The following is a 19916-nucleotide window of genomic DNA, read 5'->3' as shown; positions in this document are numbered from 1 at the left end:
GCCCCCCGGCGGGTCGGGTGATCCTGCGAGCCGGTCCTCAGACCGGGGCGGTCAGCACGAAGGTCTCCAGCAGCTCGCCGCCGTACCAGTCGGTGCGGCGGCCGAGGTGGGTCATGCCGAGCCGGCGGCACACCGCCATCGACGGGTCGTTGCCGGGCGCGACCACGGCGTACACCTGCCGGCTGCCGGCGGCGAACTCGCGGGCCAGCACCGCCCGGGCGGCCTCGGTGGCGTACCCGCGCCCCCAGGAGTCGGGGTGCAGGTGCCAACCCACCTCGATGTCGCCGGTGGGGGTCACCCCGTCCGCGCCGGGCAGCGGCTTGAGGATCAGCGTGCCGGCGACCGAGCCGGTGTCGCGCACCTCGATCGCCCAGGTGCCGTACCGACCACCGTGGTCGGCGTGCCGCTCACGCCAGATCCGCAGCCGGTCGGCGGCCTGCGCCGGGTCGGTCAGCGGCAGCCCGGACGCGGCCAGCCAGCGGGTGATCTCCGGGCGGGAGTAGATGTCCCAGATCCGGTCCAGGTCCGCCGGGTCCTCGGTCCAGTCCCGCAGGATCAGGCGCTCCGTGGTGAGAACGGTCATGGGCGGCGATCTTAATGAGTGCCGGCCGTCGCGAGGGGGAATGGGACCACGATGGGGCGCGGCTGGCGGCGGGCGAAGCGGATCACGGCTGCGGCGTTCCGTCCGCTGCGCGGCCGGGACCTCTCCCTGCACGCCGCCGCCATCACCTTCTACGGGGCGATCGCCGTGCTCCCCGTCGCCCTGCTGGCGATCTGGTTGACCGCGCTGGTGGCGGGCGCCGAGCGGGTCCGCCGGCTGACCTCGTACGCCGTGCGGGCGCTGCCGACCGAGATCGGCGCGCCGCACGCGGTGGCCGCCCTGGTCGACGCCGGGGTGGAACTGACGCCGTGGCTGGCGCTGGCCTCGCTGCTGCCGGCGTCGCTCTACGGCGAGGGGCTGCGCCGGGCGTTCGTCTCGGTGGCCACCCCGGACAACGACGAGTCGCTGGTCGGCTGGCGGGGCCGGCTGCTGCTGCTGCCGCTGCTCGCCCCGGCCCCGGCCCTGCTGCTGTCGATCCTGCTGGCGCTGCCGACCACCACCGGGCTGGTCCGCCAGGGCGGCTGGCTCGGCGCGCTCGGGGTGGTGCTGTCCTTCCTGGGTGTCTGGCTGGTGCTCACCCCGGTGCTGCTCTGGGTGTTCCGGGTGGTCGGGCCGGCGTCACCGGACTGGCTCTCCGCGCTGGGCGTCGGCTCGTTCACCGCGGCGAACCTCTCCGGTTTCCTGCACGGGTTCGTGCTCTTCGCGTCGCTCCCGATCGACCTGGGTGCGCCGTTCGGCGGCTTCGACGAGATCGGCGCCGGCGTCGCGGTGCTGCTCTGGCTCTACCTCTTCCACGTCATCGTGCTGGCCGGCTACTCCGCCACCCTCGCCCTCGCCCACTGGCGTGCCCGCCGCGCCGCGCACGGAACGCGTCGATCATGAGGTTGCGGCGTCGGGAGACGCTCGCCGCGCCGCCAACCTCATGATCAACGCTGCCGCCCCAACGGGCTAGGGGCGGAACGGGCCGGTGATCTCGTAGGTGACGCCGGCGGAGCCGGTGCGGTCGCCGGTGGTGCCGCGCTGGGACGAGAAGTAGAGGCGGGAGCCGTCGGGCGAGAAGGCGGGGCCGGTGAGCTCCGACTCCGGGTGGCCGTGCAGCCGCAGGAACGGGGTGACCACGCCGGCCGGGGTGATCATGTTGATCTCCATGTTGCCGCCGTCCTCGGCCACGTAGAGATCCCCGCCGGCGCTGCCGGTGATGTTGTCCACCCCGGTCAGGGGCGCCGCGCCGGCCGGCACCAGCGAATCGTCGTACGCCAGGTCGAGGCGCTGGCCGACCGCGTCGTACGCCCAGACCCGGTTGTCGCCCTTGGTGGTGAACCAACAGGTCCCGTCGGCGTACCAGCAGCCCTCGCCGCCGTCGAAGTGCTTCGCCGCGCCGACCTGCCAGCGGGTCGGGACCGGGAAGCCGTCCCGGTCCGGCACGTCCCGCCAGGTCACCGGGCCGGCGGTGGCGTCGGCGGGCGCGCAGAGCACCTGCAACCGGCCGGTGCGCAGGTCGCCCCAGGTGTCCGGGACGAAGCGGTAGAAGCAGCCGTCGCCCTCGTCCTCGGTCAGGTAGACCACCCGGCGGTCCGGGTCGCAGGCCGCCGCCTCGTGGGTGAACCGGCCCATCCGGGTGCGCTCCTCGGCGGCCCGGCCGCCGTCCGGCCAGGTCTCGAAGACCCGGCCGAGCGGCACCTCCTCGCAGGAGAGCCAGGTGCCCCACGGGGTGGCGCCGCCGGCGCAGTTGACGTTGGTGCCACCGAGGATGCGGTACGCCGCCGCGATCGAACCGTCACCGGCGAAGCGCACCGCCGACGCCCCGCCGACCAGCGGGACCTCCGAGTTGGAGACGTAGATCCAGCCGGTGCCGGCCGGGAAGCAGGCGCCACCGTCGGGCGCCCAGTGCCAGAGGTACGAGGTGCCGGCGACCCGCTGCCCGGAGCGGGCGATGACCCGGCTGGTGAAGCCGGCGGGCAACTGGATGCCGTTGCCGTCGGCGGCGAGCAGTTCCCCGTACGGGCCGGGGCCGGGCTGGGCGGGGGCGGCCAGCGCGGCGCCGGCCCAGAGGCTGCCGGAGAAGGCGGCGGCGCCGCCGGCGACGGTGGCGCGCAGGACGGTACGACGGTCCATCGGAGACCTCCCGGAGATGGTCGATGCCCCGTCGACGCTAGAGCCGACAGAGCATCGATGGAAGTCTCTACCCGGTGAACGCGGGGTGACGGTCCGCCGGCTCCGGCTCGGCGCCCTCCCGGAGGCCGTACCGGCGGTAGACCCGGCCGAGCGGGCCGGGTGCCCACCAGTTCCACCGCCCGAGCAGCCGCATGGTCGCCGGCACCAGCAGCGCCCGCACCAGCGTGGCGTCGACCACGATCGCCACGATCATGCCGACCCCGATCAGCTTGATGTACGCCATGCCGCCGGTGGCGAAGCCGGCCACCACGATGATCAGCAGCAGCGCGGCCGCGGTGATGATCCGGCCGGTGTGCTGCAACCCGGCGGCCACCGAGGCGGTGTTGTCCCCGCTCCGGTCCCACGCCTCGCGGACCCGGGAGAGCAGAAACACCTCGTAGTCGGTGGCCAGGCCGAAGAGGACCGCGAGCATGAGGATCGGGTTGCTCGGCTCGATGAACCCGGTCGGGGTGAAGCCGAGCAGGTCGGCGAAGTGGCCGTCCTGGAAGATCCAGACCACCACGCCGAACGACGCCCCGATCGAGACCAGGTTCATCAGGACCGCCTTGACCGGCAGCACCACCGAGCCGAAGGCGAGGAAGAGCAGCAGCAGGGTGGCCGCGGCCATCAGCAGCGCCATCCACGGCAGGCGGTCGGCGAGGCTGTCCAGCAGGCCCCGGTCGGCCCCAGGGCGGCCGCCGACCAGCACCTCGGCCCCGTCCGGCGCGGGCAGCTCGCGCAGCTTCCGGACCAGCTCCTGGGCGACGTCGCCGGTCGGCTCGCCCGGGTAGCTCACCGTCAGCAGCGTCGCGTCGCCCCGGTTCGCGGCCACCCGCACCCCGTTCACCCCGGGCAGCCGCGCCACCCGGTCGGCGAAGGGACGCACCGCCTCGGCCGGCGCGCCGGAGACCAGCACGTCGATCGGCGCGACCGTGCCGCCCGGGAACTCCGCGGCGATCCGCTCGGAGACCGCCCGCGGCGCGGCGTCCGCGGGCAGCACCCGCTCGTCGAAGCCGCCGAACTCCATCCGCACCGACGGCACGGCCAGCACGCCGAGCAGCACCACGACCCCGACCAGGTAGCGCACCGGCCGGCGCATCACGCTGCGCGCGATCCGGGCCCAGGCGCCGCCGCCCGCCGCCGGCCGCCCACCCCGCCGCCACGGCAGCGGTACGCGCAGCGCGTCGATCCGCGGCCCGAGCACCGCGAGCAGGGCCGGCAGCACGGTCAGCGCGGCGAGCATGGCGACCAGCACCGCGGCCATCCCGCCGAGCCCCATCGAGCGCAGGAACGCCTGCGGGAAGATCAGCAGACTGGCCATGGCGAGCGCGATGGTGAGCCCGGAGACCAGCACGGTACGGCCGGCGGTGGCCATGGTGCGCCGGATCGCGGTGGCGGTGTCGTGGCCGGCGGCCAGCTCCTCGCGGAACCGGCTGACCACGAAGAGCGCGTAGTCGACGCCCATGCCCAGGCCGATCAGCGTGATGATGTTGATCGCGAAGATCGAGACGTCGGTGAACAGGTTGACCAGCCGGACCGCGACGAACCCGCCGAGGATGGCCAGCCCGCCGATCAGCAGCGGGGTGGCCGCGGCGACCAGGCCGCCGAAGATGAGCACGAGCAGCACCAGCAGCACCGGCATGGCGAGCAGCTCCGCCCGGGTGATGTCCTCGGTGGTCTGCCGGTTCGCCTCGTGCAGGAACGGCACGTTGCCGCCCGTCCCGGTCCCTACGCCCGGCGTCTCCAGCGCCGGCCGCAGCTCCTCGTACGCCGCGATCTTGCCGTCCTCGTCGACGGCCCGGAGCTGGACCAGCGCGTAGGTGGCCCGCCGGTCGGTGGCGAGCAGCGCGGGGGCCCGGGTGTCGTACCAGGTGGTGACGCTGGCGACCGCCGGGTGCCCGCGCAGCCGGGCGACGGTCGCGGCGACCGGGTCACGGAAGGCCGGCTGGTCGGCGGTCACCGAGTCGCTGGACCAGAGCAGGATCACGTCCGCCCCCTGCGGCCCCAGCTCGTCGGTGATCCGCTCGTGGGCCCGGCTGGACTCGCTGGCCGGATCGTCGTACCCGCCCCCGGTGAGCTGCCCGAAGACCCCGGCCCCCCAGGTCGAGCCGACCGCGACCAGCAGCACGGCGGCGGCGAGCACGACCCAGCGCAGCCGCACCACCGCTCGACCCCACCACGCGAACATGGCCTCCCCCTCCGGCGACGGCTAAACTGTGACCATCGCTCATTTGAGTGAACGCCGTTAACTATGGCAACGGCGTTCGCTTTGGTCAAGGGAGTCAGCCGGATGACCGCACCGACCCGACGGGAACGCCTGCGTACGGCCACCCTCGCCGAGATCAAGGACGGGGCGCGACGGCTGCTGGTGAGCGGTGGGACCGAGGCGATCTCGTTGCGGGCCATCGCCCGGGACATGGGCATGACGGCGCCGGCCATCTACCGCTACTTCCCCAGCCTGGAGGCGCTGGTCGCGGCGCTCGCCGGGGACCTCTACGACGAGCTGCGGCTACGCCTGGAGGCGGCCCGCGACGCCACCGGGGCCGAGCCGGTCGACCAGCTGCTGGCCATGTGCCGGGCGTTCCGGGCCTGGTCGGTGGCGCACCCCGCCGAGTTCGGGCTGATCTTCGGCGCGCCCACCCCCGGACTGGCCGCCTTCACCGACGACTGCGTCGACCCCGACCACCCCGGCGCCCGGTTCGGGGCGGTCTTCCTCGCGCCGATGATCGACCTCTGGCACCGGTCGCCGTTCCCCACCCCGCCGGCCGAGCTGCTCCGCGAACGCCTCGGCGACCGGCTGGAGCCGCTGCGGCTCAGCCACGGCGAAATCCCGATCGAGGTCACGTACACCTTCCTGAGCGGCTGGACCCGGCTCTACGGGCTGGTCGCGGCGGAGGTCTTCCAGCAGCTGAGCTGGGCGGTCACCGAACCCGGGGCGCTGTTCGAGCTGGAGCTGGCGACGTTCACCGCCCAGTTGGGCGGCGCGCGGCCGGGCCCGGCGCCCGGGTAGGCCCGACCCGGGCGGGGCGGCGCGCCGGGCCGGCGGAGGCGGCCGAGGCGAAGGGCTGCCCGGCGGGCCCGGCGGGCACTAGGCTCCCCCGGCATGAGTGACGAGCTGCCGACCCGGGCCGACGTGGTGATCGTCGGGTCCGGGCACAACGGTCTGGTGTCCGCGATCCTGCTGGCCCGCGCCGGTCTCGACGTGCTGGTGCTGGAGGCGGCCGAGGTGATCGGCGGCGCCACCCGGACGGAGAGCCCCTTCCCGAAGGTGCCCGGGCTGCGCCACTCCACCGGCTCCTACCTGCTCGGGCTGATGCCGCCGGAGCTGCTCGCCACGCTGGACGTGCGCATCCCGGTGCTGCGCCGCGACCCGCACTACTTCCTACCCACCCCGGGCCCGGAGGGCTCGCCCTACCTGCTGTTCGGCAGCGACACGGCGGCCACCCGGGCCCAGCTCGCCGAGTTCTTCTCCCCCGCCGACGTGGCCGCCGACGACGCCCTCCAGGCCGAGCTGGCCGCGCTGCGCGCCGACCTGGCGCCGGCCTGGCTGGCCGAGCCGCTGCCGGTCGAGGAGACCGCCGAGCGGTACGTCCGCCCGCCGCTGCGGCAGGTCTTCGTCGACCTGGTCCGCGGCTCGGTCGCCGACTACCTGGCCCGCTTCGACTTCCGCTCCGAGCTGCTCGTCTCGATGTACGCGGTCACCGACGGGCTGTCCGGGTTGAACGCCGGGCCGGACGACCCGGGCACCGGGCACAACTTCCTGGTGCACAACATGTGCCGGCTGCCCGGCTCGGACGGCACCTGGATGATCGCCGAGGGCGGGATGGGCACCGTGTCGCGGACCTTCGCCGAGGCCGCCCGGGCCGCCGGGGCGCGGATCGTGACCGGTGCCGGGGTCGGCGCGATCACCCTGGACGGCGGCGCGGCCAGCGGGGTGGTCCTCGCCGACGGGCGGGAGGTGGGCGCCCGGGTGGTGCTCGGCGCGTGCGACCCGTACCGGCTGATGGAGCTGCTGCCCGACGGCGCGCTCCCGGCGCCGCTGGCCGAGCGGATGGCGGCGGTCCGCCGCCCCGGCACCACGCTCAAGCTCAACCTGGCGCTGACCGGCCTGCCGCGCTTCTCCTGCCTGCCCGCGGACGCGCCGAGCCCGTTCGGCTCGACCATCCACCTGCTGCCCGGTTCGGCCTCGCTGCTCGGCGGCGGCGGGGAGGCGCCGATGGCGGCGCTGCGCGCGATGTGGGCGGACGTCCAGGCGGGCCGGCTGCCGGCGGAGCCGACCATCGAGTGGTACCTGCACACCACCGTCGACCCGTCGCTCTCGGACGGCCGGGGCCACCACTCCTCGGCGCTCTTCGTCCAGTCGGTCCCCTACGAGCTGGCCGGCACCACCTGGGACGAGGCGCTGCCCGGGTACGTCGAGCAGCTGATCGCGATCTGCGAGCGGTACGCCCCCGGCACCGGCGACCTGATCGCCGACGCGGTGCCGCTGACCCCGCCCGGCATCGAGGCGCACTTCGGCATCACCGGCGGGCACATCCACCACGTCGACAACACCGTGTCGTTCACCGACCGGATGCCCTACGCCACCGGCGTCGACGGCGTGTACGCCGGCAGCGCCGGCTGCCACCCGGCCGGCAGCGTCATCGGCGCCGCCGGCCACAACGCCGCGCACCGCATCCTCGCCGACCTAACCCCCTGACCCCCGCTCCCCCGCCCCGGTGGGGGTGGGTCAGCGGGCGGAGGAGGGGAGGTCGCCGGGGCCGCGGACGAGGTAGACGCCGACCAGCAGGAGGTAGAGGCACAGGCTCAGGACCGGGTCGACGAAGACGAAGGCGAACGCGACCAGGTAGAGCACCGGGCCGAGCAGGAAGCGCAGCGCGACCGCCCGGGCCAGCCGGGGATCCATGTCGGGGTGCAACAGCCGGCGGCGACGGGCCCACCACCAGCTCAGGTTGAAGAAGAGCGCCTCGCCCAGCACGGTGCCGACATAGAGCGCCGCGGTCAGCCGCTGGTCGGTCACCGTACCGCGCAGGTTGTCGGCGAGCAGGTCGGCGGTGAACGGGATCGCCGCGACGAAGAGCAGCAGGAGCAGGTTGAGCACCAGCAGCATCTGGTCGACCCGGACGACGTACCGCCACATGTTGTGGTGGGTCAGCCAGACCTGACCGACGATCGCGAACGTGATCACGTACGCCAGGTAGGCCGGCCACGAGTGGGCGAGCGCGGCCGCCAGCCCCTTCCCCTCCGCCCGCGCCGGGCCGAACTGGAGCAGCTCGACCGCCATCAGCGTCAACACGATCGCGATGACGGCGTCGCTGAACGCCTCCACCCGGGACGCGTCCCGGGCCATCTCCCGGTCACGGGCGTACCGGTACCCCGACTCCTCGGCTTCCTCGGCGTCCGTCACGCCACCCCACCCACCCTCTCCCGCCGATCACCAGGTGGTGGTGCCCGTCCTGCCCCGGTTCGGGGCGGTCAGGGCGGCACCACCACTGCATGGTCGCGGAGTCGGGGCGGGGCGGGTGGGGTTTGCGGCAGGAGAGCGTCAGCTGAGCGCTTCGCCGGCCGGGGCGGGAGCTTCGGCGTCGACCCGGCGCGCCCGGACCTTGTGGCCGACGCTGGTCAGGCAACGGCCGCTGGCCAGATCGAACCGCCAGCCGTGCAGCTGGCAGGTGAGCTGGTCGCCCTCGATGATGCCGAACCGGCTCAGGTCCGCCTTCAGGTGCGGGCAGCGCCGCTGCACCACCCAGTCGCCGAGGGTGATGTCCTCGGCGTCGACGGCCCGCTCGTGCTCGTCGTACCAGCCCTCGGCGTACTGGAGGCGCTCCTCGGAGAGGCACTTGAAGAACGCGTAGACGAACTCGTTGTACTGGCCGATCCGGGCCGCGGAGAACCGGCAGGAGAGGAAGAGCGAGTTGACCCAGTCCACCTCGCCGCTGTGCAGCAGCTGCTCGATCAGCGCCCGCTCGGTGCGGAACCGGTACCGCACCTTCTCGTCCGCGTACGGCCGGACCTGCTTGCCGGGGAAGTCCACCACGATCGATTCGACGCTCTCCCCGTCGTAGCCGACCAGGTCGAACCGGACCGGGCCGCCGACCCCCTTGGCCAGGTAGATCGACTCGTCCAGCAGCGGCTCGACCCGCCGCTTCATCTCCTTGAGGACGTCGATCTCCGGGTGCCGCCAGGACGCCTTCTCGGCCTCGATGATCGGGCGCTTGCGCTCGCGCATCTCCTCCAGGTGGGCGACCTTGTTCGCGAAGAACTCCTCGACCGGCACCGGGTGGGTGGTCTCGCAGCTCTCGGTGGTGATCTCGGCGACGCTGCCGGGCAGCAGCACCACGCCGTTGGTGCCGCCGACCTTGGCGTACTCGCTCAGGAAGACCGACTGGTCGGGGAAGATGTTGCCCTCGTCGCCGAAGATGTCGTTGAACTGCCACAGCTCGTCGTCGAGGAAGCACGGCGGGCCGGCGATCGGGAAGACGTGCGAGGCCTTCAGGTCGTCGATGTAACGCCAGGTGCGGTCGAACTGCCGGTCCCGCTTCTGCTTGCCGAACGCGGTCTTCGCGGCCTGCGGCAACTCGTAGACCATCGGGTACCAGATCGCCCCGGAGAACTGGAGCAGGTGCGCGTGCACGTGGCCCAGTTCGGCGAAGACGCTCAGGTCGGTGGGGCGGGCGTCGTTCTGGTTCAGCAGCCGGACCCCGTCGTACTCGACCCAGAGCGAGGAGTCGCCGATCGGGCCGTCGGTCGGGCTGGTGAGCGCCTGGATCATGATCTTCAAGCCGCCGGGCAGCTCCACGACCTGCTCGTTCGGCGCCTTGAGGAACTTGGTGAAGCCCAGCTCCCGGAACTCGTCCTCCATCTCCGAGGTGGGGAACTCGGGGAGCAGCACGGTCGCGTCCTTCGACACGAAGTCCCGCAGGTGCTTCGCGTCGAAGTGGTCCCGGTGCAGGTGGGAGACGTAGAGGTAGTCGACCTGGCCGAGGGTCTCCCAGTCGAGCTGGGAATTGTCCGGGAATGGAAACCAGGAGGCGAAGTAGGCCGGATTGACCCACGGGTCGCACAGGATGCTGCCCGCGGCCGTGTCGATCCGCATGCTCGCGTGCCCCGTACCGGTCACTCGCACCGCAGTTTCCCCCTCAAACAGACCATCAAGGTGTACGCCAAACGCTACCGGAGTGACTGTGGCCCCCGGTCCGCGACGCCGGTAGTGCCGTTCCGCCCGGGCCTGACCGGGCCCTTCGGCCCGGACCCAAGCGCCTCCCACCCCAGCTCGTACCACGCCTCGTCGGCCCGCTGGGGCAGGTCGCGATCGTCGGTGCCGGGCAGGCGCTGACTCCCATCCGGTCGGACCCTGCGCCGGGCCCGGCACGGGGCGTGCCAGACTAACCAGAGATCCGATCGCGAGGGAAGGACCGACAGTGGCAGGAAGCGAGCCGGTAACGTCGCCAGACCAGCACAAGCCCGGGCACCGCAAGTCCGGGCGGATCGGCGCGGTGCTGACCGCGCTGGCGCTGCTGGCGATGATCTGCGGCAACCACGAGGGCAGGGTCGAGGACATCTGGCTGATCGGCCTGGCCGCGCTGCTGCTGCTCATCGTCATCGGCGACGTGGTGCTGCGGCGCAACGGCCTGCGCTCCTGACCGACCCCGCCGCCGGCGCGCACCGCCCGCGACACGCACGAGGGCCCGCCCCCACACCGGGGAGCGGGCCCTTCGTCGTCGTGTGCTCAGCGGCCGAAGAGGATGTCCTGCACGTCCTTGAGCGCGGCGTCCACCTCGGCCTCGAAGTAGCCGCCCTGCACCAGGCCGAAGCGCAGCGTGTCGAGGTCCTTCGGGTTCACCGGCATCGGGTTGCGCCCGGCCATCCCGCCGAGCAGGCTCTCGAAGAACCGGTCGACCTGGTCCGGGTCGTAGCCGCTGCCGAACCGGCGCACCTGGAAGCTGCGGCGGATCTGGTCGACCCGGTAGAGGTCGCTGCCGGGCGGACCGGCCATCGGCGGACCACCCATCGGCGGGCCACCGGCCGGCGGGCCGGCCATCGGCGGGCCACCGAAGCCCTGCTGCTGCGGCATCGGCGGCGGACCGGCCGGGCCGCGGCCCCGCATGTCCCGCTCCCGCTCCGGCATCCGGATCTCGGCGGTCATGTCGGTCCGCCCCCGCCGGCCGGCCTCGAAGCCGTCGAAGCGCTGCTCGTCCGGGCCGTAGCCACCGCCGGGGCCGGCGGGCAGCCCGCGCGGCGGCGGGCCACCGTGCCCCATCGGGCCCGGGCCCATCGGTGGGTTCGGGCCGGGACCGGCGGGGCCGCGCGGTGCGTCGTAGCCCCCGCGCGGGGCGTCGTAGCCACCGGTGAAGGCGCCGGTCGGCTCGTCGTAGCGGCCGTAGCGGTCGGTCGGCGGCGGACCGGCCTGCGCCGGCATCGGCCGGGGCGGCAGCGGCTGCGGGACCGGGGACAGGCCGCGGTCGTCACGCATCGGCGGGCTCATCCGGTCGGGCGGGCCGAGCCGGTCGCCCATCCGGGGGTCGCCACCGCGACCCGCGCCAGCGCGCTCCTCCAGCTCGGCGAGCTGCCGCTCCACCCGGTCCAGGTGCAGGTCGACCTGCCACTCGTCATAGCCGTTGAACCGGACCCGGAAGACGACGTCGTGGACCTCCTGGGAGGCCACCGGGGCGCCGACCGGCTGACCGTCGAGTGTCGCCTCGACCCGGTCGAGGAAGGCGTCCACCTCGTCGACCTTGTATCCCCGGCGGAGCGCCTTGCGCCGGAAACGCTGACCCTGACTCGCCACTATGTCTCCTGGTCTCGTTCGCTACGGCCGGTCACGCCGTCGTCTCCGTGGTCCGGTCGGTGTCCCTGTCCTCGGCGGCGGCCAGCTGCCCACACGCTCCGTCGATCTCGCGCCCCCGGGTGTCCCGCACCGTGGTGGACACCCCGGCGTCGCGCAACCGCCGGACGAACTCCCGCTCGACCGGCTTCGGGCTGGCGTCCCAGCGGCTGCCCGGAGTCGGGTTGAGCGGGATCAGGTTCACGTGGGCCAGCTTGCCGGCCAGCAGCCGGCCGAGCAGGTCCGCTCGCCACGGCTGGTCGTTCACGTTCTTGATCATCGCGTACTCGATCGACACGCGACGCCCCGTTCGGGCGGCGTAGTCCCACGCTGCGTCCAGCACCTCGGCTACCTTCCAGCGCTGGTTTACCGGCACGAGTTCGTCGCGCAGATCATCATCGGGGGCGTGCAACGACAGCGCAAGGGTCACTGAGAGGTCTTCGCTGGCCAGTCGGCGGATGGCCGGAACCAGCCCGACCGTGGAAACGGTGATGTGCCGCTGGGACAGCCCGAGCCCCTCGGGCGCCGGGGCGATCAGCCGGCGGATCGCCGCGACCACCCGGTTGTAGTTGGCCAGCGGCTCGCCCATGCCCATGAAGACCACGTGCGACAGCCGCGGCGGCGACCCGGCCACCGCCCCGGAGGCGGCCACCCCGGCCAGGTAGACCGCCTGGTCGACGATCTCGGCCGTGGAGAGGTTGCGGGTCAGCCCGGCCTGGCCGGTGGCGCAGAACGGGCAGGCCATGCCGCAGCCGGCCTGGCTGGAGATGCAGACGGTGACCCGGTCCGGGTAGCCCATCAGCACGCTCTCCACCAGCGAGCCGTCGTGCAGCCGCCAGAGCGCCTTGCGGGTCGCGCCGTCGTCGCAGGCCAGCTCGCGGACCGGGGTGAGCAGCCGGGGCAGCAGCCGGTCGGCCAGCCGGTCCCGGGTGGCGGCCGGCAGGTCGGTCATCTGCGCCGGGTCGCGGACCAGCCGGCCGAAGTAGTGGGTGGAGACCTGCTTGGCGCGGAACGCCGGCTCCCCCAGCTCGGTGACCAGCGCGCGGCGGCCGGCGAGGTCGAGGTCGGCGAGGTGGCGGGGTGGCATGGCCGCCCGGCGCGCGCCGGGTGCGTCGGGGTCCACGGGGATCAGGGGCAGGCTCGTCATGGCGCGTCCAGTCTGTCACGCCGAAAGGCGGACGCACCTGTCCGGAGGTGCCGAATCGACCCTGGCCTCGCGGAGGACCCCGGCACCCGGACGTGATCCATGCCTCAGCCCACCATCGGCGCGAAGACCGCCAGCAGCAGGTACGCGGTCGGCAGGGCGAACAGGATCGAGTCGAGCCGGTCCATCAACCCACCGTGGCCGGGCAGCAGGTTGCTCATGTCCTTGATGCCCAGATCCCGCTTGATCATGGATTCGGCGAGGTCGCCGAGAACCGCCGCGACCGAGACCGCCAGGCCGAAGAGCGCGCCCCACCACGGGGCGACCTCGAAGAGCAGCCAGAGCAGCAGGGCGCTGCCGAGAGCCGCCGCGCTGACCGATCCGGCGAAGCCCTCCCAGGACTTCTTCGGGCTGATCGTGGGCGCCATCGGGTGCTTGCCGAAGGCGACCCCGGCCGCGTACCCGCCGGTGTCGGAGAGCACCACCGCGACCAGGGTGGCCAGCACCCGCAGGTGCCCGTCGTCCGGCACCGCCGCCAGCAGCGCGGCGAACCCGCCGAGAAACGGCACGTAGACCGCGATCAGGGTGGCCGCGGTGAGGTCACGCTGGTAGCCGCCGGGACCGTCGCCCAACCGCCAGACCATCGTGCCGAGCACGGTGACCAGCAGGCCGAGGCTGAGCGCGTCGGGGCCGGCGAACCAGGCCAGCCCGACGGTGAGCACCCCGCCGGCGATCAGCGGCACCAGCGGCGGGCGGGCCCCGCTGCGGCGTACCGCCCGGGCCATCTCCCACACGCCGATGCCGACCGCGGCCGCGACCACCACCAGGAAGGCGGGCCGGAAGAGGAAGAGCGGCAGCACGATGGCGCCGACGCCGAGGCCGAGGCCGACCGCGATGGCGGCCGGCAGGTTGCGCCCGGCCCGGCTCGGCTGGGACGGCGGTCGGCTGGCGCTGGCCCGGCGCCGTCCCGGCTGCCGCCGGCCCCGCGGCGGCTCCGCCGCCGGCTCGGGTCCGGGTGCCGGGTCGCGGTCCGCGCGGACCGGCTCCAGCTGGGCGGTCGGGTAGTCGTCGTGGTCGCGGTGACCGTTCGTCCCCGCCGGCCGCTCGTCGTACGGCTGGCCGGGGTACCCGTCGACGCCGCGGTACGGGTCGGCGGGCGGGCGGTTCAGCCCGCGCGGCTCGGCGTACCGGTCCGGGGCGGGGCGGCGGGCCCAGGGGCCGGGTTCGATGTCCGGCTCCGGCCAGGGCAGGGCGGTCGGCCGGTCCGGCCGGTCCCAGCCGCGCGGCTCACTTCCGTAGGGGTCGAGGTGGGACATCACGCACCGAGCGGAGCCGGCTCGAGATCCACCACATGACGCAAGAGCACAACCATCCCCTACAGGCGCGACTGTTCCTCCGGTTGACCGGCCCGACGACCGGTCGATCCCCGTCGTTCACCGCGAGGTGGCCGGGAATCCTGCCGAGCCTACTGCACCGGTCACCCCGGCACGGCGGACGATGACCCGCCTGCGGTCCGGCCCGGGAGCGGGCGCGTTCACACCCGTCCGCGCCGGCGGTCGGATCGGCACGAGGCCCGCTCCCCGGGCCGGGGGCGGGCCTCGCGTGACGACGTACGGCTCAGACCTCGAGCAGCTCGGTCTCCTTGTGCTTGACCAGCTCGTCGACTCCCGCCACGTAGCGCTGGGTCAGGTCGTCCAGCTCCTTCTCGGCCCGGCGACCCTCGTCCTCGCCGACCTCGCCGTCCTTGACGAGCCGGTCGAGTTCCTCCTTGCCGCGGCGGCGGATGTTGCGGATCGCCACCTTGGCCTCCTCACCCTTGTGCCGGGCCACCTTGATCATGTCGCGGCGGCGCTCCTCGGTCATCTGGGGGAGCAGGATGCGCAGCTGGTTGCCCTCGTTGTTCGGGTTCACCCCGAGGTCGGAGTCGCGGATCGCCTTCTCCATGGCGTTGATCTGCGAGTTGTCGTACGGCTTGATGATGGCCATCCGCGGCTCGGGGATGGCCACGGACGCCATCTGGGTCAGCGGCGTCGGCGTTCCGTAGTAGTCGATGATGACCTTGGAGAACATGGCCGGAGTGGCGCGGCCCGTGCGGATGGCCCCGAACTCCTCCTTGGCGTGCTCGACCGCACGCTCCATCTTCTCCTCGGCCTCGAGGAGGGTGTCGTCGATCACCGGTCTCCTCGCCTCCTTCTGTGCTCGTCGTGGGCTGTGCTGTGTGTCGGAGGACCGTCGGTGGGCCGCGGAGCCCGCTCAGGCGGTGATCAGGGTGCCGATCTTCTCGCCCGCCACGGCACGGATGATGGTGTCGTCGCCCTGCGCGCCGAAGACCAACATCGGCAGGCCGTTCTCCATGCAGAGGCTGAACGCGGCGGCGTCGGCGACCCGGAGGTTGCGCTGCAGCACCTCGGAGAAGGTGATCGAGTCGAACTTGCTGGCGGTCGGGTCGATCCGCGGGTCGGCGGTGTAGACCCCGTCCACGCCGTTCTTGCTCATCAGCACCACGTCGGCACGGATCTCCAGCGCGCGCTGCGCGGCCACCGTGTCGGTGGAGAAGTAGGGCATCCCGGCGCCCGCGCCGAAGATCACCACGCGGCCCTTCTCCAGGTGCCGGATGGCGCGCAGCGGGATGTACGGCTCGGCGACCTGGGCCATCGTGATCGCGCTCTGCACGCGGGTCTCGATGCCCTCCTTCTCCAGGAAGTCCTGCAGCGCGAGACAGTTCATCACCGTGCCGAGCATGCCCATGTAGTCGGCCCGGGCCCGGTCCATGCCGCGCTTCTGCAACTCGGCGCCGCGGAAGAAGTTGCCGCCGCCGACCACCACGGCGACCTGCACACCGCGGCGGGCCACGGTGGCGATCTGCCGGGCGACGGCCTGCACGACGTCCGGGTCCACACCGACGGCGCCGCCGCCGAACACCTCGCCGGACAGCTTCAGCACCACCCGCCGGGCACGGCCGGGGGGCGGCGCCGTCGGGTCGTCCGCCGCCAGCGTCCGGTCACTCACAATCTGCGTCATCCGCCCCGCCCTTTCCCACGCGCGCGCCCCGTGCGCCGCATACCGCGAAACTGCCGCTGCCGACCCTATGTGACGAGGAGGCCGCGGTGCCTGTCACGTACACCGGCGGCCTCCTCGTCGACGTTCCTGCCCACGGGCGCGCGTCGCGCCCGATCAGGCGGCTCAGGCCTGGCCGACCTCGAACCGCACGAAGCGGGTGACCTCGATACCGGCCTCGGCCAGCATCTGCTTCACCGTCTTCTTGTTGTCGGCGACCGACGCCTGCTCGATCAGGACGTAGTCCTTGAAGAAGGCGTTCACCCGGCCCTCGACGATCTTCGGCAGCGCCGCCTCGGGCTTGTTCTCCTCGCGGGCGGTCTGCTCGGCGATGCGCCGCTCGGACTCGACGACCTCGGCCGGCACCTCGTCGCGGGTGAGGTACTTCGGCCGCATCGCCGCGATCTGCATGGCGACCGCGCGGGCGTCCGAGTCCGACGCCTCGTCGTCCGGGGTCGACCGGCCGGCGCTCGCCGCGGCGGTGGTGTACTCGACCAGCACGCCGACGGCCGGCGGCAGGTCCTGGCTCTTGCGGTGCAGGTAGACGGCGGTGGTGCCCTCGACCTTGGCGAACCGGTTGAGCACCAGCTTCTCGCCGATCTTGGCGGACTGCTCCTGGATCAGGTCGGCGACGCTCTTGCCGTCCAGCTCGCTCGCCAGCAGCTCCTCGGCGTTGCTGACGCCGGTGCGCTCACCGTGCTCGACCAGCTGCTGGGCCAGCGCGATGAAGGCGTCGGTCTTGGCGACGAAGTCGGTCTCGCAGTTGAGCTCGAGCAGCGCCTTGCCGGAGTGCGCGATCAGACCGTTGGCGGCCGTGCGACCGGCCCGCTTGCCGACGTCCTTGGCGCCCTTGACGCGCAGGATCTCGATGGCCTTGTCGAAGTCGCCCTCGGCCTCGGTCAGCGCCTTCTTGCTGTCCATCATGCCGGCGCCGGTGAGGTCGCGGAGCTTCTTGACGTCCGCGGCGGTGAATTGGGACATGGCTCTCTCTTCGGTGTTGAGACGGCGTGTGGATGGTCAGAGGTGCCGGTTACCCGGATCCGGGCCGGATGTGCCCGGCGGGCCCGCCGCTGCCCCGCCATACGTCGAAACGGACGGCGGGGCAGCGACGGTGCGCCTCACTCCGCGGCAGCGGTGGCCGGCTCCCCGGCGGGCTGCTCCGGCTGCTCCTCGGCCTTCTTCGGCTCCTCGAGCAGCTCGCGCTCCCACTCGGCCAGCGGCTCGTCGGAGGCCACGCCCGGCTCCGGCTTCTCGTCGGTGCCCCGGCGGCGGCCGGAACGGGCGATCAGGCCGTCGGCGACGGCGGCGGCGACGACCTTGGTCAGCAGCTCGGCCGAGCGGATCGCGTCGTCGTTGCCCGGGATCGGGAAGTCGACCTCGTCCGGGTCGCAGTTGGTGTCGAGCACGGCGATCACCGGGATGCCCAGCTTGCGGGCCTCGTCGACGGCGATGTGCTCCTTCTTGGTGTCGACCACCCAGATCGCGGCCGGGAGCTTCTGCATGTCCCGCAGACCACCGAGGGTGCGGGTCAGCTTCTCCTTCTCGCGGGAGAGCTGCAGGGTCTCCTTCTTGGTGTAACCGGCGGCGGTGCCGCTCAGGTCACCCAGGGCCTCCAGCTCCTTCATCCGCTGCAGCCGCTTGTACACGGTCTGGAAGTTGGTCAGCATGCCACCGAGCCAGCGGTGGTTGACGTACGGCTGGCCGACCCGGGTCGCCTGCTCGGCGATCGCCTCCTGGGCCTGCTTCTTGGTGCCGACGAAGAGGATGCTGCCGCCCTCGGCGACGGTGCCGCGCACGAAGTCGTACGCCTTCTCGATGTAGTCGAGCGTCTGGCGCAGGTCGATGATGTAGATACCGTTGCGCTCGGTGAAGATGAAGCGCTTCATCTTCGGGTTCCAGCGCCGGGTCTGGTGCCCGAAGTGGACACCGCTCTCCAGCAGCTGACGCATGGTCACGACGGCCATGGTGGGGTACTCCTTGGTCCCTGGTTGTCCCGCCCGGCCGGCGGCCGGGCGTCCTGGCGCCCGGTCGCCGGCCATGGCGGGCCCGACCAAGATCGGGACCAGGGAGGCCGTCGCCCCACGACGGCTCGTGGAGAGGGCGCGCGAGGTCGACCGCGCGAGGCGGTCGCCAGTCGACCAGTGTACGCCCCTCCCCCGTCCGTCGACCCCCGGGTGCGCGCGGCACCGCCGTCGCCCACGGTGTCGATCTCCGCCGCGAGGCCGGACGCCCGGCGCGGCGGGTGCCGCCCGGGGCGAGCGGCGCCGGCGCGACCGGTGCCGCCCGGCGGCCCGGGCTCCGGTCAGCCGGTCGTGAGCGCCGCTGGCAGCCGGCTGTGAGTTGGCGGCGAGGGCGGCTGTCGGTTGACGGTGAGGCCTGCTGTCAGTTGGCGGCGAGCGCGGCGGCGACGAAGAGCACCAGGCCGACGGTCAGGTAGGCCGTCGGCGGGCGCAGCCAGCCCCGGCCCCCGTCCGCCAGCGACAAGCCGCCGGTCCGCAGCCCGTACAGGCCGACGGCGAAGATCGGCAGGCCGCAGACCAGGAAGGTGCCGACGACCACGTCGGCGGCCGACACCGGGTCGCCCGTCACGCCGGTGAGCAGCACCCGCAGGGCGGGGATCTCGAAGACCGCCACCAGCACCGCGAAGAGCGCGGCCAGCGCGGGCCGCCGGGTCCGGTAGACGCCGTCGCCGACCGGCACGCCCGGACCGGGCACCGGCGGGTACACCGGCGGCTCGCCGCGCGGACCGACCGGCGGCATCGGGCCGGTCGGCATCTCCAGCGGGTGCGGCGGTTCCGCGGCCGGGGTGGCCGTCTGCACCGGGGGCGCCGGCTCGGCCGTCCGTCCGGGTGCCTCCACCGGGCGCGCCGGCTCCGTCCGGGCGGGCTCCAGGATCGGGTACCCGGCCAGCGGCGCGGGCCGCGTCGGATCGGCGGGGGCGCCGGTCAGCGCCTCGGCGGCGGGCCTCGCGACGTCCCGCGGCTCCCGGGCGGCCCGTCGCCCCGCACGGTCGCCGGGCAGCTCACCAGAGGTCTCCACCGGGTCCGGTTCCGCCCGGCGTGAGCGCGCCGGCCGGTATCCGTCGGTCTCGGCCCGTGCGTCCTCGATCGGGTCGACCGCGGCGAACCGCCCCGACTCATCCACCACGCCCGCACCGAACCGGCCGCCGTCGGTGTCGCCCGCGCCGAAGCGCCCCCGACCGTGGTCGACCGCGGCGAAGCGACCGGAGTCCGGCTCCACAGCGAAGCGACCGGAGTCCGGCTCCGCAGCGAAGCGACCGGTTTCGGGGTCGGCGCCGAAGCGGCCGGGGTCGCCGAGGCGGGCGGCGGACTCGGCGTAGCGGGTGGGGTCGGTGCCGCGCTGCTCCGGCGGTCGGAACTCGTCGTCCCGGTACCGGGGCTCGGCCGCCCCACGCCAGTCCGCTTCGCCGTAGCCGCGCTCGCGTTCACCGGGATACCAGCGGGGCTCCTGATCTTCGGCAGAACTCCGTCGTCCGTCCACGTCCGGCACCGTATGCGACCGGTCGCGCGGACGCCATTCGCCCCCGGCCAGGCCCTCCGCCCGGTTGGGCTCGGCCAGCCGCCGCCGGGCCGGTGGCCGGGAACCCCCGCCGGCCCGCCACCGTCCACGGCGCCGGAGATCGAGGCAGGCGGGTGAGCGCTCACCAAGATCGTCTGATGCTCAGTAGGCGACGGTAAGCCTCTCCGCCCTGTCCAGCAGCAGACGATCACGGGCCAGAGCCAAGACCTCCGCAAGCCGGGTGGCGGAGAAGGCCACGGACCGTACGGCGATCCGCCGACCAAGCGGAGCTCACCGCCACGGCGGCGCTGACGGCCGCGCTGGCGTGCCTCGTGGATGGCGCGGCGGTGAGGCTGGCCGCCCGATGCCGGCGGTGACCCCGAGCGGTGGGGCGGGCCGGGCGTGGCGGCACGAGTAGGACCGTGGTCGCGCTTCCCGGCTAACTGCGTGATCTTCGATCGGGACGCGTGGGCACCGGCCGGGCGCGCCACGCCCACGTCCAAGTGGTCGGACGGCCACGCCCAGCCGGGGCCCTTAGCACAACGCCGTGAAGTTATGGGCTGATCGGTGTGGTCAAGAGGTTGATGGTGATGGTTGCTTGGTAGGTGCGTCGGTCG

17 protein-coding genes are annotated in these 19916 nt (G+C 73.3%); 4 read left to right on the top strand and 13 right to left on the bottom strand.

Features of this window, described 5'->3' with window-relative positions; all coding sequences use genetic code 11:
* Positions 1 to 37 precede the first annotated feature (37 nt).
* Entirely contained in the window at positions 38 to 583 is a 546-nt protein-coding gene (locus AC1WTP_RS14660; RefSeq protein ID WP_481649801.1) for a GNAT family N-acetyltransferase, read from the bottom strand.
* Positions 584 to 634: 51 nt separating this feature from the next.
* Here AC1WTP_RS14660 and AC1WTP_RS14655 point away from each other — a divergent pair, with 51 nt between their 5' ends.
* Positions 635 to 1483 (top strand): YhjD/YihY/BrkB family envelope integrity protein, encoded by an 849-nt coding sequence (locus AC1WTP_RS14655; protein ID WP_481649800.1) that lies wholly within the window; start codon positions 635 to 637, stop codon positions 1481 to 1483.
* A 66-nt stretch (positions 1484 to 1549) separates the two neighbouring features.
* On the opposite strand, the gene AC1WTP_RS14650 is transcribed toward AC1WTP_RS14655, so the two are convergent.
* Positions 1550 to 2716, bottom strand: coding sequence for an alkaline phosphatase PhoX (locus AC1WTP_RS14650; RefSeq protein WP_481649799.1), 1167 nt, complete (start codon positions 2714 to 2716; stop codon positions 1550 to 1552).
* 67 nt (positions 2717 to 2783) lie between these two features.
* The gene (locus AC1WTP_RS14645; protein WP_481649798.1) at positions 2784 to 4943 is read right to left on the bottom strand and encodes an MMPL family transporter; all 2160 of its coding nucleotides are present in this window, start codon (positions 4941 to 4943) and stop codon (positions 2784 to 2786) included.
* A 102-nt stretch (positions 4944 to 5045) separates the two neighbouring features.
* Between AC1WTP_RS14645 and AC1WTP_RS14640 the strand changes: the two genes are divergently transcribed.
* Together AC1WTP_RS14640 and AC1WTP_RS14635 are read left to right on the top strand one after the other, a co-directional pair.
* The gene (locus AC1WTP_RS14640; protein ID WP_481649797.1) at positions 5046 to 5765 is read left to right on the top strand and encodes a TetR/AcrR family transcriptional regulator; all 720 of its coding nucleotides are present in this window, start codon (positions 5046 to 5048) and stop codon (positions 5763 to 5765) included.
* A 93-nt stretch (positions 5766 to 5858) separates the two neighbouring features.
* Positions 5859 to 7454 (top strand): phytoene desaturase family protein, encoded by a 1596-nt coding sequence (locus AC1WTP_RS14635; RefSeq protein ID WP_481649796.1) that lies wholly within the window; start codon positions 5859 to 5861, stop codon positions 7452 to 7454.
* 30 nt (positions 7455 to 7484) lie between these two features.
* Here the strand turns inward: AC1WTP_RS14635 and AC1WTP_RS14630 are convergent, their stop codons facing one another.
* Both AC1WTP_RS14630 and AC1WTP_RS14625 read right to left on the bottom strand, forming a co-directional pair.
* Positions 7485 to 8105 carry a TMEM175 family protein gene (locus AC1WTP_RS14630; RefSeq protein ID WP_481649915.1) on the bottom strand — a complete coding sequence of 207 codons (621 nt, stop codon included), beginning with the start codon at positions 8103 to 8105 and terminating at the stop codon, positions 7485 to 7487.
* Between the two features lie 195 nt (positions 8106 to 8300).
* Positions 8301 to 9881: a Rieske 2Fe-2S domain-containing protein gene (locus tag AC1WTP_RS14625; RefSeq protein ID WP_481649795.1), complete on the bottom strand. Its 1581-nt coding sequence runs from the start codon at positions 9879 to 9881 to the stop codon at positions 8301 to 8303.
* Positions 9882 to 10176: 295 nt separating this feature from the next.
* Here AC1WTP_RS14625 and AC1WTP_RS14620 point away from each other — a divergent pair, with 295 nt between their 5' ends.
* The gene (locus AC1WTP_RS14620; RefSeq protein WP_481649794.1) at positions 10177 to 10398 is read left to right on the top strand and encodes a DUF2631 domain-containing protein; all 222 of its coding nucleotides are present in this window, start codon (positions 10177 to 10179) and stop codon (positions 10396 to 10398) included.
* Between the two features lie 86 nt (positions 10399 to 10484).
* On the opposite strand, the gene AC1WTP_RS14615 is transcribed toward AC1WTP_RS14620, so the two are convergent.
* The 8 genes from AC1WTP_RS14615 to AC1WTP_RS14580 form a co-directional block, all read right to left on the bottom strand.
* Positions 10485 to 11543 (bottom strand): DivIVA domain-containing protein, encoded by a 1059-nt coding sequence (locus AC1WTP_RS14615; RefSeq protein WP_481649793.1) that lies wholly within the window; start codon positions 11541 to 11543, stop codon positions 10485 to 10487.
* A gap of 31 nt (positions 11544 to 11574) precedes the next feature.
* The gene (rlmN, locus tag AC1WTP_RS14610) at positions 11575 to 12726 is read right to left on the bottom strand and encodes a dual-specificity RNA methyltransferase RlmN (protein ID WP_481649792.1); all 1152 of its coding nucleotides are present in this window, start codon (positions 12724 to 12726) and stop codon (positions 11575 to 11577) included.
* Positions 12727 to 12830: 104 nt separating this feature from the next.
* Positions 12831 to 14039, bottom strand: coding sequence for a phosphatidate cytidylyltransferase (locus AC1WTP_RS14605; RefSeq protein WP_481649914.1), 1209 nt, complete (start codon positions 14037 to 14039; stop codon positions 12831 to 12833).
* 301 nt (positions 14040 to 14340) lie between these two features.
* Positions 14341 to 14898 carry a ribosome recycling factor gene (gene frr / locus AC1WTP_RS14600; protein WP_167187970.1) on the bottom strand — a complete coding sequence of 186 codons (558 nt, stop codon included), beginning with the start codon at positions 14896 to 14898 and terminating at the stop codon, positions 14341 to 14343.
* Positions 14899 to 14976: 78 nt separating this feature from the next.
* Positions 14977 to 15744 carry a UMP kinase gene (pyrH, locus tag AC1WTP_RS14595; RefSeq protein ID WP_481649791.1) on the bottom strand — a complete coding sequence of 256 codons (768 nt, stop codon included), beginning with the start codon at positions 15742 to 15744 and terminating at the stop codon, positions 14977 to 14979.
* 162 nt (positions 15745 to 15906) lie between these two features.
* The gene (tsf, locus tag AC1WTP_RS14590; RefSeq protein ID WP_481649790.1) at positions 15907 to 16761 is read right to left on the bottom strand and encodes a translation elongation factor Ts; all 855 of its coding nucleotides are present in this window, start codon (positions 16759 to 16761) and stop codon (positions 15907 to 15909) included.
* Positions 16762 to 16898: 137 nt separating this feature from the next.
* A complete protein-coding gene (gene rpsB, locus AC1WTP_RS14585; RefSeq protein WP_481649789.1) occupies positions 16899 to 17744 on the bottom strand; it encodes a 30S ribosomal protein S2 in 846 nt (281 codons plus the stop codon).
* A gap of 418 nt (positions 17745 to 18162) precedes the next feature.
* A complete protein-coding gene (locus AC1WTP_RS14580; RefSeq protein WP_481649788.1) occupies positions 18163 to 19290 on the bottom strand; it encodes a hypothetical protein in 1128 nt (375 codons plus the stop codon).
* Between the last annotated feature and the right edge of the window lie 626 nt (positions 19291 to 19916).

The sequence above is a fragment of the Micromonospora sp. R311 genome, from assembly GCF_056780015.1.
Note: the sequence above shows the minus strand (reverse complement) of the source record. Positions and strands in the feature narration are given on the sequence as shown.

What these genes read in the sequence shown, in the direction of transcription:
- AC1WTP_RS14660 (WP_481649801.1), bottom strand. Translation starts at nt 583, where the DNA reads ATGACCGTTCTCACCACGGAGCGCCTGATCCTGCGGGACTGGACCGAG.
- rpsB (WP_481649789.1), bottom strand. Translation starts at nt 17,744, where the DNA reads ATGGCCGTCGTGACCATGCGTCAGCTGCTGGAGAGCGGTGTCCACTTC.
- AC1WTP_RS14655 (WP_481649800.1), top strand. Translation starts at nt 635, where the DNA reads ATGGGGCGCGGCTGGCGGCGGGCGAAGCGGATCACGGCTGCGGCGTTC.
- AC1WTP_RS14630 (WP_481649915.1), bottom strand. Translation starts at nt 8,105, where the DNA reads ATGGCCCGGGACGCGTCCCGGGTGGAGGCGTTCAGCGACGCCGTCATC.
- AC1WTP_RS14645 (WP_481649798.1), bottom strand. Translation starts at nt 4,943, where the DNA reads ATGTTCGCGTGGTGGGGTCGAGCGGTGGTGCGGCTGCGCTGGGTCGTG.
- AC1WTP_RS14605 (WP_481649914.1), bottom strand. Translation starts at nt 14,039, where the DNA reads ATGTCCCACCTCGACCCCTACGGAAGTGAGCCGCGCGGCTGGGACCGG.
- pyrH (WP_481649791.1), bottom strand. Translation starts at nt 15,744, where the DNA reads ATGACGCAGATTGTGAGTGACCGGACGCTGGCGGCGGACGACCCGACG.
- AC1WTP_RS14635 (WP_481649796.1), top strand. Translation starts at nt 5,859, where the DNA reads ATGAGTGACGAGCTGCCGACCCGGGCCGACGTGGTGATCGTCGGGTCC.
- rlmN (WP_481649792.1), bottom strand. Translation starts at nt 12,726, where the DNA reads ATGACGAGCCTGCCCCTGATCCCCGTGGACCCCGACGCACCCGGCGCG.
- tsf (WP_481649790.1), bottom strand. Translation starts at nt 16,761, where the DNA reads ATGTCCCAATTCACCGCCGCGGACGTCAAGAAGCTCCGCGACCTCACC.
- AC1WTP_RS14640 (WP_481649797.1), top strand. Translation starts at nt 5,046, where the DNA reads ATGACCGCACCGACCCGACGGGAACGCCTGCGTACGGCCACCCTCGCC.
- AC1WTP_RS14650 (WP_481649799.1), bottom strand. Translation starts at nt 2,716, where the DNA reads ATGGACCGTCGTACCGTCCTGCGCGCCACCGTCGCCGGCGGCGCCGCC.